Origin of the sequence: Thermophagus xiamenensis (genome assembly GCF_900112795.1) — a bacterium.
GTDB classification, from domain to species: Bacteria; Bacteroidota; Bacteroidia; order Bacteroidales; family Marinilabiliaceae; genus Thermophagus; species Thermophagus xiamenensis.
Window position 1 is genome coordinate 40,622 of record NZ_FONA01000010.1, and the last position, 14,696, is coordinate 55,317.

Below are 14,696 nucleotides of genomic sequence, written 5' to 3' on the forward strand. Positions count from 1 at the left end.
GACCGAAGCTATAATAATTAAATCTGAAGCAATTATAATGTAACTAAAAGCAAGAATATTGTAAATAGAAGAAATAGCAATGGTGTTAGAAGCAATATTTGGTTGGTAAAAGCAACCTCATTAATTTTAGGGAGGGAATGTTCGGTTAAACAATTGCAGCTGATGAGCAAAAGTATGCAACTCTGGCAAAACTTACGTAGTTATGGGGATAGGAGATAGGAAATCTTAATTTCGTAGTCTAAGTCTGGTGATTAAATCAATGCACGAAATAGTTTAACAGGACGATTTCTAAACTTTGGCTTTAATTTTTTTACCATTTTACCCGCATTTTTGATCCCTTTTTTATACCCGCCAATCAATGGGAATGCATAAATCTTTAGTTGGTTGTTGGCTTTGTCAATATAAATCGCGGCGCCTGAATTATTTTTAAATATTCTGATTTTGTCTCTAACTTTAATGGTTGTATTGCTTTTATAAGTGACTATAAAATCGTTTTCTAAAGACTTTATAAAGCGAGCAATATCAAATTTTTCAGCATTAATGTTTTCTTTCTCTTCAATATGCCCAAATCGTTTTTCAAGCGGCAAGTCCGACTCTAAAAAGGAAAGTTTAGGTTTAATGGTGTGATATAATACCAGCCCTTGAAAGAATGTAAAGGCAGTTGTAATAATTAGAGATTCTATGGCTAAGTCAATGACCTTTATCCATTCATTATAAATTAAAAAATGAAATAATAATTTTATAGGTGCATATACAACTATACTGTCTGAATAATGATAGCCCGAACACCAGTCCCAACCTTTCACATAGTTTGTAGGTCCCGGTTGCACAGCACCAAACGGAACATTGGCTCCCCAAAAAACATGTCCATGGTATCCTGTTCCTATGTATGGGTCAACATATTGCGTAAGATCTGGCTGAGGTATTGTTTGTTCTGCCTTAGAACATGATAATAATACGGCTGGCAATAATAGTAAAATAAGAACTTTTGTTAGTTTTTGCATGGCCTTTATGTTTTTGGACGATATAATATTGCTTGAAATAAACGGATTTATTTTTGTGAACTAATTCACTTTAAAGGAATACTCTAACTTTGGTACCAGTGCATTTTGAGATACCTGAATCTTATATTTTCCTTTGTATAACTTCCATCTGTTATTTTTTGAATCCCATTTTTTTAAATTTTTAACCGGTATTTGTATATCTGTGTTTTGGGTTTGTCCGGCCTTAATATGTATTCGACTGAAACCTTTAAGTTCTCGTAGTGGCATTCTTTCTATATCAGGGTATACAATGTAGACCTGTATCACTTCGTCGGCATCCATAGTCCCCGTGTTTGTAACTGCAATATTTACCGATATAATATCGTCTTCAGAAACTTTTGTGGATGGTTTAGATAGCCATTCATAATGGAATGACGTATAGCTAAGTCCATATCCAAATGGATATAATACATCACCTTGAAAATATCGGTATGTCCGGTTGGTCATATTATAATCGTGGTAAGGTGGCAAATCCTTTATGTCTTTATAAAAGGTTATGGGCAGACGGCCTGAAGGGGATACTTCCCCAAAAATTAAATCGGCCAGTGCGGTACCGCCCTGTTCGCCAGGATACCAGGCATATATTATGGCATCGGCATATGGCTCTATGGCTGATATATCCAGTGCACTACCTCCCGTAACCACTGCAATGACGGGATGATTATGACTTTCTCTTAATTTTTTTAGATATATTTCGTGGGAACGTGGCATCCTAAGGTCTTTTTTGTCGCCACCCCAATTTGAGAGAAAAGCATCGCCGTGTTCTCCTTCCAACAAAGGACTTAATCCAATTACGGCAATGGTTACATCCGTGAAACCTGCGGCCCATATCCCCCCAAAATGTGACGTGTCAGCAAAACTGCACCCATAATCATATTGTACCGACATTCCCGGGCCTCCGGCCTTCACCAACCCTTCCACAAAGGTTACCATATTGCCCGACAGGCCGTGATAATTTCCTGTTAGGGCACTTATTGATGCGGCATTTTCTCCCACCACCATTATTGAACTTATTGTATCCTTTTTCAAGGGTAGAATACCGTCATTTTTGAGTAATACCATGCTTTTTTCTGCAGCTTCTTTGGCAAGGGAAATATGGTATGAATTGTTTACACTGTCAATCCCGTAATGGCGATAAGGTGAATGTGAAGGATCATCGTAAAATCCAAGCTTTAATTGTGTTTGTAGGGTAGGTAGTAGGGCACTATCAACTTGTTCAAGAGTAAGTAATCTTTTTTCGATGGCATCCTGAACATCTTCCTGAAGGATATTGGCACAATCAAGATTAACACCCGCTTTTACTGCCGCAGCAGCTACCTCTACCCGGGTGGGAATGGTTTTGTGCCGTAACCAAATATCATCCAACGCCCAGCAATCGGTTACCACCTGTCCTTTAAAGCCCCACTCATCGCGGAGTATATCTTGTAACAGTGTTTTGCCTGTGCAGCAGGGCTCACCATTTACTCTGTTATACGCGCACATGATGGTCGTGACACCATTTTCTACTAATGCTTTAAATGCCGGCAAATAGGTTTCTCTAAGGTCCTTCTCGTCAACAACAGCATTGAAATGGTGCCGGTCGGCTTCAGGTCCACTGTGTACGGCAAAGTGTTTGGCGCCGGCAGCTGTTTTAAGTCGGCGTTCGGGCTCAGATCCTTGTAACCCTTTTACAAAAGCTTTACCCATGGATGCCGTTAGAAATGGATCTTCCCCATATGTTTCCTGTCCACGCCCCCATCGGGGATCCCGGAAAATATTGATATTAGGTGTCCAGAAGGTGATGCCTAAATATTGATTCTGAAAGCCTTTGGAACGGTTTATATTGTATTTGCTCCTGGCCTCTGTTGATATGGCATCCGCAATTCTATAAACCAGCGTGGTGTCAAATGTGGCGGCCAGCGCAATGGCTTGAGGAAATACGGTGGCTTCCCCAGCCCTGGCAACGCCATGCAGGGCTTCGTTCCACCAGTTGTAGGCAGGAATTTGCAGCCGTTCAACTGGCGGATTGTTGTAGCCTAGCAATGAAATTTTTTCCTTTAATGTTAACTCACTTAATAGGGCTTTGGCCCTGGTTTCAATATCTAAAGCTTCATCCCTGAAATTTGTTGATTGACCTTGAAGCTCAACAACTGCAGTGCACTGTAGTAATAAAATTATTAAAACTAAATTTATTGCCTTTTCCATAGCCTATTAACTAATAGTGGTATACTTAAAAAGTGTCCAGAATTTTTCTCATTTTAATAATTTGTTCTTCATTACAACTAAGCTGATTTCCAAAGCCCAAAAAATCCATCTTGGGATCTTCATTGGGTATTGTAGTTCTGACGGATGCATGAATCTCTTGAACTCCTGTTTGTTCTACTATGCTTTTTACATTTTCGGGATTTATTCCTGAACCAGCCATTATAGATATCTTGTTGCCGGCTATTTTAACAAGTTTTTTCAAAAGAGGAAGAGCTTGCGTTGCTCTGTTCGCCTGGCCTGATGTCAGAATTCGATGACATCCGGACTCTATTATCGAAATAAGTGCTTTTTGTGGATCCGGGGTGACGTCAAAAGCACGGATAAAGGTTACTTCTAACGGTTCTGCCAAAATTACCAATTCCTTTAGGCGCTTTTCATCAACTGTATGGTCTCGGTTAAGAATGCCGGTGGCTATTCCATCACATCCACTTTCTTTAGCAAATCTTATGTCTTCTTTCATTATTTCGAATTCAGCGTCACTATAACAAAAGTTCCCTCCTCTTGGTCGAATAATAGGGAATATTTTCAGATTGCTAATTTTTCTGGCCGCTTTGATTAAGCCTATATTGGGGGTAGTTCCACCATCGGCCGGATTGGCACATAATTCTATTCTATCAGCACCTGACTGAGATGCTTTTATGGCTGCTTCGAGAGAAAAAACGCATATTTCCAGTTGCATCTTTTGTGTTATAAATTTAATTGTTGAATGCCTAATTAATTTTGGGGATTTTGAACTATATATTTGTGTAATTTACATATATCTTTTGGTTTTGAGGATTATTTCAATATTATTTGAGATTTTTCGCAGTAAATAGTTTTTTTACTTTTTTTAGTTTCGACTTAATTGGCTTCTAGATTTTTAGTTTGTTTCCTTTGTAATTATTAAGTTTAATGTGTTAAATTTTGGAAATTTTGTATAGCAATGTGATTGAAATACTGGATTGCTTACTGTCAAATTTATGTGAATTTCGTATGGCGAATATATAAAAAATAACAAAAAAGAAAATTCTTTAGTAAAAAAATTAAAGAAGATTTTGTGAAAAGGAAAAAATATTAGTTCTTTGCAATATGGTTTTAATTGATATTATGGAAAATTATTTGATTAATACTTATTTGTTTGAGGCATTATCTGATTTGGAAAAAAAGAAATATCAGCTTTCGATTAGAATACTCAAGTATCTTTATTTTCAGGGACCGAAAGCTATAGCTGATATTTGTAATTATTTGAAAGTTAGTACTCCCAATGGAAATTCTATTCTTGGAATACTAATGTCCAAAGGGTTAATTGAGAAAAAAGGGTATGGATTGTCCAAAGGTGGCCGCAAACCTGAATTGTATGGGTTAAAGAAGGATGTTTTTTATGTGGTTAGTGTTGATATGAACATTCATCAAACCCAATTATCAATTTTTGATAGTTCTAATTCAAGGGTAACGGAAATTGAGGCCTTCGCCTTGGAAATGGACAATGAAATTCACACCCTGGATAAACTTCTGGAAAGAATTCATAACCATATTAAGAAATCCGGAATAGACAAACAAAAGATTGTTGGGGTGGGTGTTAGTTTCCCTGGATTAGTTGATTCCTCAGGAGGATTCAATTATTCTTATTTTAATTTTGGAGATAAGCCTGTAAGAAGTATTCTGCAAGAGCAACTGTGTTTACCTGTCTTTGTTGAAAATGATGCTAAGGCAGTGGCTTTAGCTGTTTGGAGATTTGGTATTGCTCAAAACCAAAAGGATGTGCTCGTCCTGTTTTTGGATTGGGGTATCGGCTTAGGAATGATTTTGAATGGTAAGTTATATCGAGGAAATGAGGGGTTTGCCGGTGAATTTAGTCACATCCCTATGGTAGAAAATGGAGATTCATGCATTTGTGGTAAAAACGGATGTTTACAAACACTTGCCGCCGGTTCAACTCTCGTTCAACGTGCAAGAGAGGGAATTCTGAAAGGTAAAAGTTCTCTTATGGCTCAATATTCAAAAGAAAATATTAAGGATGTTGATCTGCAGACAGTTGTGTCGGCTGCTCTGAAGGGAGATCAATTTTCCATTAATCTGCTTTCTGAGATTGGAGAACAGCTGGGAAAGGGTATTTCCATCCTTATTCAACTATTTAATCCCGGAATGGTCGTCTTAACGGGTAAAATGGCTGAAGCCGGACAGTATTTAACTATTCCTATACAACAAGCAATCAATACTTATTCTATGCATCGGATTAGCGAAAGTATGAAAATTAAACACTCCAACATGGGTAAACAGGTCGGTTTAAATGGGGCCTTAGCGGTTGTTATGGAGGATATTTTTGATGTTTTAGGCAAAACTTTAAGTTCAAAAAAACTTGTCAGAAAACTTGTAAATTAAGATGGCCTATGGCATCCATGGTGCGAAAATAATTGATTTATTCATGTATTCTTTTTGATATGTTGCGCATTTTGACATTTTGTAATTATTAATATTTTCGGACAATGGCGAAAAATTGGTTTTCGATTCTTTTTTTGACGATATTTCTTTTGGCTTGTGGGAAAAACGAGTCGTTTTTTAATAATGATTCTATTCGTGAAAACCTTCGGGCGAAAGTGGAAATGCAAAAAGAAATTGCCGCCGGAAGGTATCAACAACTTTTTTCAGTTTTGGATAATAACTCTTTAACCTCTCTGGAAAAAGAAGCCTTGAGTTTTTTGTTTGCCTATATGCCATTGTCTGATCTTGCTAATTATAATGGTGATTTTTTTCTGAATCAGGTGCGATATTCATTAAAGGCCAGAGAATATTTTCCTTGGGGAAAAAAGGTGCCGGATGATCTTTTTCTTCATTATGTTTTGCCATATCGTGTTAATAATGAATATCTGGATACCGCCAGGGCAGTTTTTTTTGAAGAATTAAAAAAAAGACTTAAGGGTCTTAATATGAAAGAGGCGGCCCTGGAAATTAACCATTGGTGTCATGAAAAAGTTACCTATCAATCTACTGATTATAGAACAAGCTCTCCATTAAATACCATAAAAACTGCTTTCGGCCGTTGCGGAGAACAATCTACTTTTACCGTTACAGCAATGAGGGCAGCAGGAATTCCTGCACGCCAAATTTATACCCCACGCTGGGCACATACCGATGATAACCATGCTTGGGTTGAAGTGTGGATCGATGGTCAATGGTTTTATATGGGAGCATGTGAACCGGAACCGGAACTCAATATGGGATGGTTTGAAGGTCCTGCCACAAGAGCTATGTTATTGCACCATAAAACTTATGGAGAAGTTTTGGGGCCTGAGGAAATTAATTCTGTCAATAACTGTTATACTGAAATTAATGTTTTGGACCGATATGCTCCTGTGAGAAGAGTAATGGTTAAAGTTTTGGATAGTTAAGGAAAACCAGTAAAAGGTGCAAATGTTGAGTTCAAATATCCCAATTATGCGGAATTATATCCCTTGACATCAACTTCCGCCAACGATTACGGTTCATGTAATTTAATGACCGGTAAGGGCGATGTGCTTGTTTGGACATATCACCAGGGAAAATTTGCCTGGAAAATTTCTAATGCTGCAGATAGCGATACTTTGGTTTTAAAATTGGGAAACCCTGTTTTAAATGATAGAGTGTATAATTATTTATTTCATGCCCCACCACCGTCGCAGACTATAGATCATAGCCATGTTGATCGAAGTAATCACATAAAGCGGTTACATCAAGAGGATTCCATCCGAACGGCTTATGAAAAGACTTTTATCGATTCTATTTCTGCAATTGAGATAGCCAGAAAATATGATCTTGATCCTAAGAAAACATTTCTTTTATTTAAACTGAGTAGAGGTAACTGGAGGGTTGTGAAACAATTTTTGAATTATGCTGCTCCCATTGATGGCGAAAAGGCCTTGTCGCTGCTATCTGTTATTTCACATAAAGATTTGCGGGATACACCTTTTAAGGTACTAAAGGATCATTTCGATAATTCACATAATCCCAAAGGATTCGATTGGGATATTTACCGTCAATATGTTTTAAATCCCAGAATACGTAATGAGTTAATTTCAGTTTATAAAAGCTATTTCCAAAAGCAGTTTTCCCCTTCATTCCAGGAAATGGCAAGGAACGACGTCAGACATTTACTTACCTGGATCCGTGACAGCATAAAAATTGTTAATGGACTTAATCCTTGGGATGTGCCTCAATTGCCTCGAGGAGTATTTGAAATGAGAGTTGCCGATCAAAATTCTATTAACATCTTTTTTGTAGCTGTTGCCAGAAGTTTGGGAATTCCTGCACGTATTGATTTTGTGCGCAATCAGCCTCAGTTTTTTTCGGAACGATATTGGTTGGATGTAAATCTTCAATATGGCTCAATTGATAATACACAAAAAGGAACTCTTGTGCTTGATTTTAAGCAGGACAACCATTCTGATGAACTACCTGCTTATTTCAAAAATTTTACCATTGCAAAGTTAGTGAAAGGTAAGTTTAAAACTCTGGACTACAGTTATACAAACTTATTTAATGACTTCCCTGTTAAGTTGGAATTGGATACTGGCATTTATTTGTTGACCTCTGTTAAAAGACTTGCAGATGGATCGGTTAAGACAAGATTGCATTTCTTTGACATAAAAAAACATGATTCTTCCTTCATAAAGTTAATTTTCCCTGATTCAGGTATTGAGACTAATAAATATGAAAAGGTTAAATTGAATTTAGATGTAACAGTCCAGAATTGTGATACCAGACAAAATCTTTTGCTGAATGATTTGGTTGAGGATAATGGGTTGGTTTTAGTTTGGTTAGATCCTTCTCTTGAACCATCAAAGCATCTTTTGAACGATTTTATCCGATTGAAAAGTAATTTTGATAATTGGAACGGAAATATTGCTTTATTAATCGATTCTGTTAGATTGTCAAAAAGTTTTAATTCAAAGCAATATGAAGGACTTCCAAAAAAATCTATTTTTTTGATTGATAATTTAAACTTGCTGAAAGAATATATAAAGTTTAATGGTAAAGTGGGCAATTATGATTTACCTTATGTTTTGGTTTTAAACTCTGACCATGAGGTGATCTTCGAATCTAAAGGGTATAGAATCGGTATCGGTGATGAGATTATTGGTAAGGTCGAGAAAATTTGCCGAATCCCATAAGGATTACATTGATAATATAAATTCCAAATTTCTATGAGAGTTATTATGAAATATGGATATTGGCTACTTTTAGTGTTACTAGTGAACTATAGCATAGATTGTCTGAGTCAGGCAATTTATGAAGATGAACGATATGTTCCCGAAACAGATACGCTTGTATTAAAAAAATTGGAGCAATGGCAGGATTTAAAGTTTGGTTTACTCATGCATTGGGGACCATACAGTCAATGGGGAATTGTTGAATCCTGGAGTATCTGTGGAGAAGATGAAGATTGGTGCAGAAGACCGTATGAAAATTATAATGCTTATAAAAAGGAATACGAGAATTTAATTACAACTTTTAATCCTGTAGATTTCAAACCTGAAAAATGGGCCAAAGCAGCCAAAAAGGCGGGAATGAAATATGTCATTTTTACGACTAAACATCATGATGGTTTTTGTATGTTTGATTCAAAATTTACTGACTATAAAATTACATCCGATAAATGTCCGTTCCATGCTCATAAAAGGGCTAATATAACTTTGGAAATATTTGAGGCTTTTCGTGCCGAGAATTTTTGGGTAGGTGCATATTTTTCTAAGCCAGATTGGCACAATGAAAACTATTGGTGGCCTAATTTTCCTACTCCCGACCGTAATGTAAATTATGATCCAGCTGCTTATCCAGAAAAATGGGAGGCTTTTGTTCAGTTTACTCATAACCAAATCATGGAATTGATGACAGATTACGGTGATATCGATATTCTTTGGCTTGATGGGGGATGGGTTGCTAAGAAATCGCCTGAAATGATCATGAAGGCCTACGAAAAAAAACTGAAAAATTCTCCAACTGGTTTTATTAAAGCAAGAGTGATTAATCAGGATATCAGAATGGATGATTTGGTGCAAAAAGCTCGTCAAAAACAACCCGGGTTGATCGTTGTGGATAGGGCGGTTTATGGCAAAAATCAAAATTATTTAACACCAGAGAATCGGGTGCCTGAGAACCCCTTGCCTTTTCCTTGGGAATCTTGTATCATTTCCGGAGGGGGTTGGTCTTTTACGCCAGATGCTAAGTATATGACTGGACAAGAGGCCATACATTTATTGATTGATATTGTTGTTAAGGGAGGAAATTTATTGCTTAATATAGCGCCTAGACCTAATGGTGATTGGCAATCAGGTGCTTATCAATTACTTCAAGAGATGGGTTTATGGATGAAAGTAAACAGTGAGGCCATTTATGGAACACGACCCTTAGCCCCTTACAAAGAGGGTAATATTGGGATGACCCAAAAAAATGGAACTGCTTATTTTATCTTTATGGATGAAAAAGGGGGGAAAGAGTTACCTGAAATTATTCGTATAAAGTCACATCAACCCATTGAGGGAGCTTCTGTAACCCTGTTAGGATGGAACCAGCCTCTTGATTGGGAACCAAGTGATAAAGGATTTAATGTCATTATTCCTTCTAAGTTGAGAAATAATCCACCTACAAAATATGCTTGGGTTATTAAGGTGTCTGCTATAAAATAATTTCATTGTCTAAATGATTTTTGAGCGTCTTTTAACGGTGTAAGGTTTTATCGTAGTTGAATTATAAGAGTTACAGTATTTGGGCAATTGCATGCTTATGAGTCTAATTTAATTCGAATAAAAATGAAGTCGATAATAAATTCTTGTTGTTTTTTTTTATTAAGCTTTTTTGCTCCCTCTACAGTTTTGCCACAGGACATTATTAATGTTACAACACATGACCACATATTTATTAATACAAATGTCAAAACAGGCGAGAATTACTTTTTGGGTTGGGGAAGATTTCCTGGAAACAATGTTGATATCCGACGTATTAAAATGCAAGTAACTTTAGGCCATCCCGATTCTGCAGCGATTGCTCACTGGGATTACCTGGATTTTATTAATCTTCGTCGAGTAGGAGGGAAATCTGGAGTTTCAAAAGACATTGAGTTAGGACGTTTAATTACCCCTTATGGTAGTAGTTTTACCAAAGACTGGAGCTTTACCTGGGAGGTCGATGTCACCGATTTTGCAATGTTCCTTCGGGATAGTGTTGAAATTGAATATGTACATACAGGCTATGAACCACAAAAATTAGGGTGGTCTCTTACAATTAACTTCGAAATTCATCTAGGTGCACCTATTGCCAATCCCATTGCTTTAACTGAACTTTATAAAGGATCATTCCCTTATGGTGATAAGAATGATCCAATTGAGAATTATTTAAAACCCGTTTCAGTTACTTTTAATGACAATGCCGATTTTGGACGTATAAGAATTCAACACACAGGCCACGGATTCGGAAAGCCTGATTTTTGCAGTGAATTTTGTAATCGTTGGCGGAAAGTGATTGTTAATGGGGAAGTTATTGACAAAAGAGATCTTTGGAAAGATTGTGGAAATAATCCTTTATATCCTCAGGGAGGAACCTGGATATATGACCGTGGCCACTGGTGTCCGGGTGACTTACAGAAACCTGACGTGTTTGATATTAAAGCTGAAAATAAAGAGAATATTATTGATATCGATATGATGCCTTATGTCGATTCTGTAGAAAATGTTGACGGGAAAGAAGTTGTTACAGCATATTTTATAGAATATACAGCACCCAATAAGCAATATGATGTTGCCATAGAGGACATTGAAGTTCCAACCAATAAACAAATTTATAGTAGACGAAACCCATCGGTATTTAATCCCATTATTAGGATAAAAAATTTAGGTAGTCAACCTTTAAAAAAATTAAAAATTAAGTATCGCACCCAAGGTTTTGATTTCAAAACTTACCAATGGAAAGGGAATTTGAGCTTTTTTGAAGAAGAAACTATTATCCTGCCTGGACCTGTTGACTTTAAAGATGGTGAAAATTTGTTCGAAGTTGAACTTTTAAAACCTAATGGAAAAATAGATCAATGGCCACACGACAATACATTGGTTTCTACATTTCACTCTCCCAAGAAACTTCCCCTGGATATTGTTGTTGCTTATAAAACCAATAAAAGACCTGAAGAGAACATGTTTTTTCTCGTTAATTCCAATCTCGACACTGTATATCAACGTAGGCCCGAACAATGTGAGCCAAATTCATTTTACACTGATACATTGCATTTAAAACCTGGTGTTTACGAGTTTGAGTTGTTGGACAAAGGCGGCAATGGCCTGGAATTCTGGGCCGAACCAAAACATGGCTATGGATATTTGCGGTTTCACGATTTAAATGGAAATATTCTTCATCATTTTATTAGTGACTGCGGGAATGGGCAATTTTTAGCATTTGAGGCGGTAGAGGAGGCCAGACCCGATACTTTGGTCTCTCAAAATGCTTTTTTCATTTATCCTAGACGAACCGAGGATAGGTTGGAGCTGGATGCTTTTCTTGACAGTCCTCAAAAATTAAGAGTTCAGTTTATGTCCGACGGTGAACCGGTAGAAATACATGAATATCATCAATTTAAATCCGGTACTTTCGAGTATTATATTGGGTATCTTCCTAAAGGAAGGTATGTCGTTGAAATATATGTTGACGATAAACTTGTTCATAAAGATAGGATTAACCGAGATTAAAGTACTGGTCATGACAAAAAGGTGGCTTATTCTAGCCGGTTTATGGGCCGTTTATTTTTCTGTAACTCAAAATTGTTTGGTTTTTTCACAGAAAAATAATTTTAATGATTTAATATTGTGGAAATCAGAGATTAATATTCCTCAATTTGATCCGCGCAGCTATGTTTGCTATAAAGTAAGCTCACCAATTGTTGTGGATGGTAAATTAAATGAAGAGGCCTGGCAATTAGTTCCTTGGACTGAACCTTTTATGGATATTAGGGGTGGAAATTTTCCCGCCCCACCTTTTGAAACAAAGGTTAAAATATTATGGGATAATAATTTCCTGTATATAGCTGCTCAATTAGAAGAACCTCATGTCCATGCTTATATAACTCAAAGAGACGCAGTTATTTATCAGGATAATGATTTTGAAGTTTTTATTGATCCCGATGGAGATACTCATTTGTATTACGAATTGGAAATTAATGCGCTTAATACAATATGGGATTTATTGTTGGTTAAGCCTTATCGTGACGGTGGTCCGGCTATCAATGGCTTCGATACAAAGGGATTAAAAACCGCTGTTTTTATTGATGGTACTTTGAATAATCCGTCCGACATTGATGTTGGATGGTATGTCGAAATTGCTATTCCCTTTAATGCATTAGCCGAGATTAATAATAATCGAAAACCCAAAGTGGGTGATCAATGGAGAATTAATTTTAGTCGTGTTCAATGGCATACAGAGGTTATCCATGGTAAGTATGTTAAAGTTAAAGATAAAATTACAGGAAAAAAATTGAGTGAAGAAAATTGGGTTTGGTCTCCTCAGGGGGTTGTTAATATGCATCGACCCGAAACTTGGGGGTTTGTGCAATTTGCTGATAGTTATGTTGGCAATGCTGAAGTTGAGTTTGACAATAAATTAGTGGAAAAAGTAAAGTGGGTATTGCGAAATATCTATTTTGCTCAAAAAAGGTATTATTCCAAATTTGGTGAATATGCTGAAGAGATGAAGCAACTTTCAACAATTGGGTTTATTCCGCAAAATATTCCTTTCCCCTTCGAAATTCGAAAAGGGTGGGGCAGTTATGTTGTTAAAATAGAAACAATACATGGAATTTGGTTTATTAATAATATCGGGAAAATATGGTCTGATGGTTAGAAGAAGGATTTTATAGCGGTAAATGTCTTATCATTTGATTGATGATATTTTCTTGTGATTTGTGTAAGGATTAAAAGTTAGTGTTAAATTATAATAGAAAGCCGGTAAAATTAATAACCTCGTGTCATAATCAGCATAGGATCGCCAATTAAATTCTCATAAATTGGACGGTATCTGTTTGTATCATAGAATTTTTTAACGTTGACTTTTTTGATGCTTTCACCTTTTGGGTCTTTTTTTACCACTTCAATAGGAACATGGTCATAGAGTCCGTTACGGATGCATACCATTTCTCCCGATATTCCCTGGGCGATTAAGTCTAAAGCCAGATTCCCATAAGCGGTTGGAACAATTGAGTCCATTGCATCGGGTTGTCCCGATCGCACCAGATAGCCAAGTTTTTGATATATGATATTTATTTCTTTGCCTTTATTATATTTTGAAGAAAGTTTTTTGAGTTGACTGGCAACAATATCGCCAATTCCTCCAAGCTTTTTGTGCCCGAAACTATCGGTTTCATGGCTTTCGAAAATCTCTGATTGGCCTTTTATCTTGGCACCCTCCGATACCAATACAATTGAATAGTTGCTTGGATTGTTGTTTCTGTCTTCAACCATTAGCTCTGTTAATTTTTCCATATCAAAAGGGTGTTCAGGAATAACACAGCGATCAGCTGCACCACCCAATGTGGGAAGTAGGGCCGAAAAGCCCGCATTGCGGCCAAACACTTCCAATACCAGGAAGCGTTCATGTGACCCGGCGCACGTTCGCAAAGCATGGGTCAGTTCTATGGTGCGGGTAACACATGTGCTAAAGCCAATGCAATATTCCGTTCCCGGGACATCGCCGTCCATAGTTTTGGGAATGGCTATTATTTTTACACCTTCTTTATGTAAGCGAAAGGCATAGCTTAAAGTGTCGTCGCCTCCTATTGGAATTAGATAGTCGAGGCCGAGCCATGAAATAGCTTTCAGTGCTTCCGAGGTGAGATCGTTGAGTTCTTTTGTATATTTCCCTTGCAAATGCTCCGGTAAGTCTTTGAAAGCAACTTTATCGGCTTTCGTTCGGCTGGAGTGAAGAAAAGTACCCCCACTTCTTCCAATGCGCGATACAATATTCTCATTGAGTTCAATGCAATACTCTTGCTCACTTAATGGTTTGGAAGGGTCAATGGAAATTAAGCCTTTCCAACCGTTTTTTATGCCTATTACCCGATACCCTTCTCGGATAGCTCTCAATGTTGTGGCGCGGATGGCCGGATTTAATCCGGGTACGTCTCCGCCGCCAGTTAGAATACCTATAGTTTTGGAATTCTTTGAGGAGTGAATCATTGCTTTGAGTAGTTATATTTGCTGAACTAAAAAAATTAATTTTGTATCAAAACTCAGATACCCGATTCAAGGTAAGGAATTAATAGTTATATTTCAATAATTATTTGAGATATTAATAATGATTCATTTATTATGTAATAGTTCCTGAAAATTTATTACATTGCATCTTGAATCGGTTCAATAATAAAGAATTTGCGTCCATAAGCGTTCTGAAGTTTAGTCTAACAGCGAAGATCGTAAAATG

General features: G+C 36.9%; 10 protein-coding genes. 6 read left to right on the forward strand and 4 right to left on the reverse strand.

The window, feature by feature from the left end:
* Nucleotides 1–251: 251 nt before the first annotated feature.
* The 3 genes from BM130_RS15410 to BM130_RS07535 are packed head-to-tail and all read right to left on the reverse strand — an operon-like array spanning nt 252 to nt 3,966.
* Nucleotides 252–1,004: a hypothetical protein gene (locus BM130_RS15410; RefSeq protein WP_010527165.1), complete on the reverse strand. Its 753-nt coding sequence runs from the start codon at nt 1,002–1,004 to the stop codon at nt 252–254.
* Nucleotides 1,005–1,064: 60 nt separating this feature from the next.
* The gene (locus BM130_RS07530) at nt 1,065–3,227 is read right to left on the reverse strand and encodes a glycoside hydrolase family 3 N-terminal domain-containing protein (protein ID WP_010527166.1); all 2,163 of its coding nucleotides are present in this window, start codon (nt 3,225–3,227) and stop codon (nt 1,065–1,067) included.
* A 25-nt stretch (nt 3,228–3,252) separates the two neighbouring features.
* Nucleotides 3,253–3,966, reverse strand: coding sequence for a copper homeostasis protein CutC (locus BM130_RS07535; protein WP_010527167.1), 714 nt, complete (start codon nt 3,964–3,966; stop codon nt 3,253–3,255).
* A gap of 407 nt (nt 3,967–4,373) precedes the next feature.
* On the opposite strand from BM130_RS07535, the gene BM130_RS07540 reads away from it, so the two are divergent.
* The 6 genes from BM130_RS07540 to BM130_RS07560 all read left to right on the forward strand — a co-directional run bounded on the left by BM130_RS07540 (nt 4,374) and on the right by BM130_RS07560 (nt 13,121).
* Nucleotides 4,374–5,648, forward strand: coding sequence for an ROK family transcriptional regulator (locus tag BM130_RS07540; RefSeq protein ID WP_044138582.1), 1,275 nt, complete (start codon nt 4,374–4,376; stop codon nt 5,646–5,648).
* Nucleotides 5,649–5,752: 104 nt separating this feature from the next.
* Nucleotides 5,753–6,655: a transglutaminase-like domain-containing protein gene (locus tag BM130_RS15180; RefSeq protein ID WP_010527169.1), complete on the forward strand. Its 903-nt coding sequence runs from the start codon at nt 5,753–5,755 to the stop codon at nt 6,653–6,655.
* 63 nt (nt 6,656–6,718) lie between these two features.
* The gene (locus tag BM130_RS15185) at nt 6,719–8,413 is read left to right on the forward strand and encodes a transglutaminase-like domain-containing protein (RefSeq protein ID WP_138956862.1); all 1,695 of its coding nucleotides are present in this window, start codon (nt 6,719–6,721) and stop codon (nt 8,411–8,413) included.
* 33 nt (nt 8,414–8,446) lie between these two features.
* Complete coding sequence (locus BM130_RS07550) at nt 8,447–9,928, forward strand: alpha-L-fucosidase (protein WP_010527171.1); 1,482 nt, start codon at nt 8,447–8,449, stop codon at nt 9,926–9,928.
* Between the two features lie 123 nt (nt 9,929–10,051).
* On the forward strand, nt 10,052–11,974 hold the full coding sequence (locus tag BM130_RS07555) for a peptide-N-glycosidase F-related protein (RefSeq protein ID WP_010527172.1): 1,923 nt from the start codon (nt 10,052–10,054) through the stop codon (nt 11,972–11,974).
* 10 nt (nt 11,975–11,984) lie between these two features.
* A complete protein-coding gene (locus BM130_RS07560) occupies nt 11,985–13,121 on the forward strand; it encodes a carbohydrate-binding family 9-like protein (protein ID WP_138956863.1) in 1,137 nt (378 codons plus the stop codon).
* A 110-nt stretch (nt 13,122–13,231) separates the two neighbouring features.
* Here the strand turns inward: BM130_RS07560 and BM130_RS07565 are convergent, their stop codons facing one another.
* Nucleotides 13,232–14,452 carry a 6-phosphofructokinase gene (locus BM130_RS07565; RefSeq protein ID WP_010527174.1) on the reverse strand — a complete coding sequence of 407 codons (1,221 nt, stop codon included), beginning with the start codon at nt 14,450–14,452 and terminating at the stop codon, nt 13,232–13,234.
* Nucleotides 14,453–14,696: the final 244 nt, after the last annotated feature.

Bases quoted from the DNA above. Each gene is read 5' to 3' on its own strand.
- BM130_RS15410 (WP_010527165.1), bottom strand. From the start codon at position 1,004: ATGCAAAAACTAACAAAAGTTCTTATTTTACTATTATTGCCAGCCGTA.
- BM130_RS07530 (WP_010527166.1), bottom strand. From the start codon at position 3,227: ATGGAAAAGGCAATAAATTTAGTTTTAATAATTTTATTACTACAGTGC.
- BM130_RS07535 (WP_010527167.1), bottom strand. From the start codon at position 3,966: ATGCAACTGGAAATATGCGTTTTTTCTCTCGAAGCAGCCATAAAAGCA.
- BM130_RS07540 (WP_044138582.1), top strand. From the start codon at position 4,374: ATGGAAAATTATTTGATTAATACTTATTTGTTTGAGGCATTATCTGAT.
- BM130_RS15180 (WP_010527169.1), top strand. From the start codon at position 5,753: ATGGCGAAAAATTGGTTTTCGATTCTTTTTTTGACGATATTTCTTTTG.
- BM130_RS07550 (WP_010527171.1), top strand. From the start codon at position 8,447: ATGAGAGTTATTATGAAATATGGATATTGGCTACTTTTAGTGTTACTA.
- BM130_RS07555 (WP_010527172.1), top strand. From the start codon at position 10,052: ATGAAGTCGATAATAAATTCTTGTTGTTTTTTTTTATTAAGCTTTTTT.
- BM130_RS07560 (WP_138956863.1), top strand. From the start codon at position 11,985: ATGACAAAAAGGTGGCTTATTCTAGCCGGTTTATGGGCCGTTTATTTT.
- BM130_RS07565 (WP_010527174.1), bottom strand. From the start codon at position 14,452: ATGATTCACTCCTCAAAGAATTCCAAAACTATAGGTATTCTAACTGGC.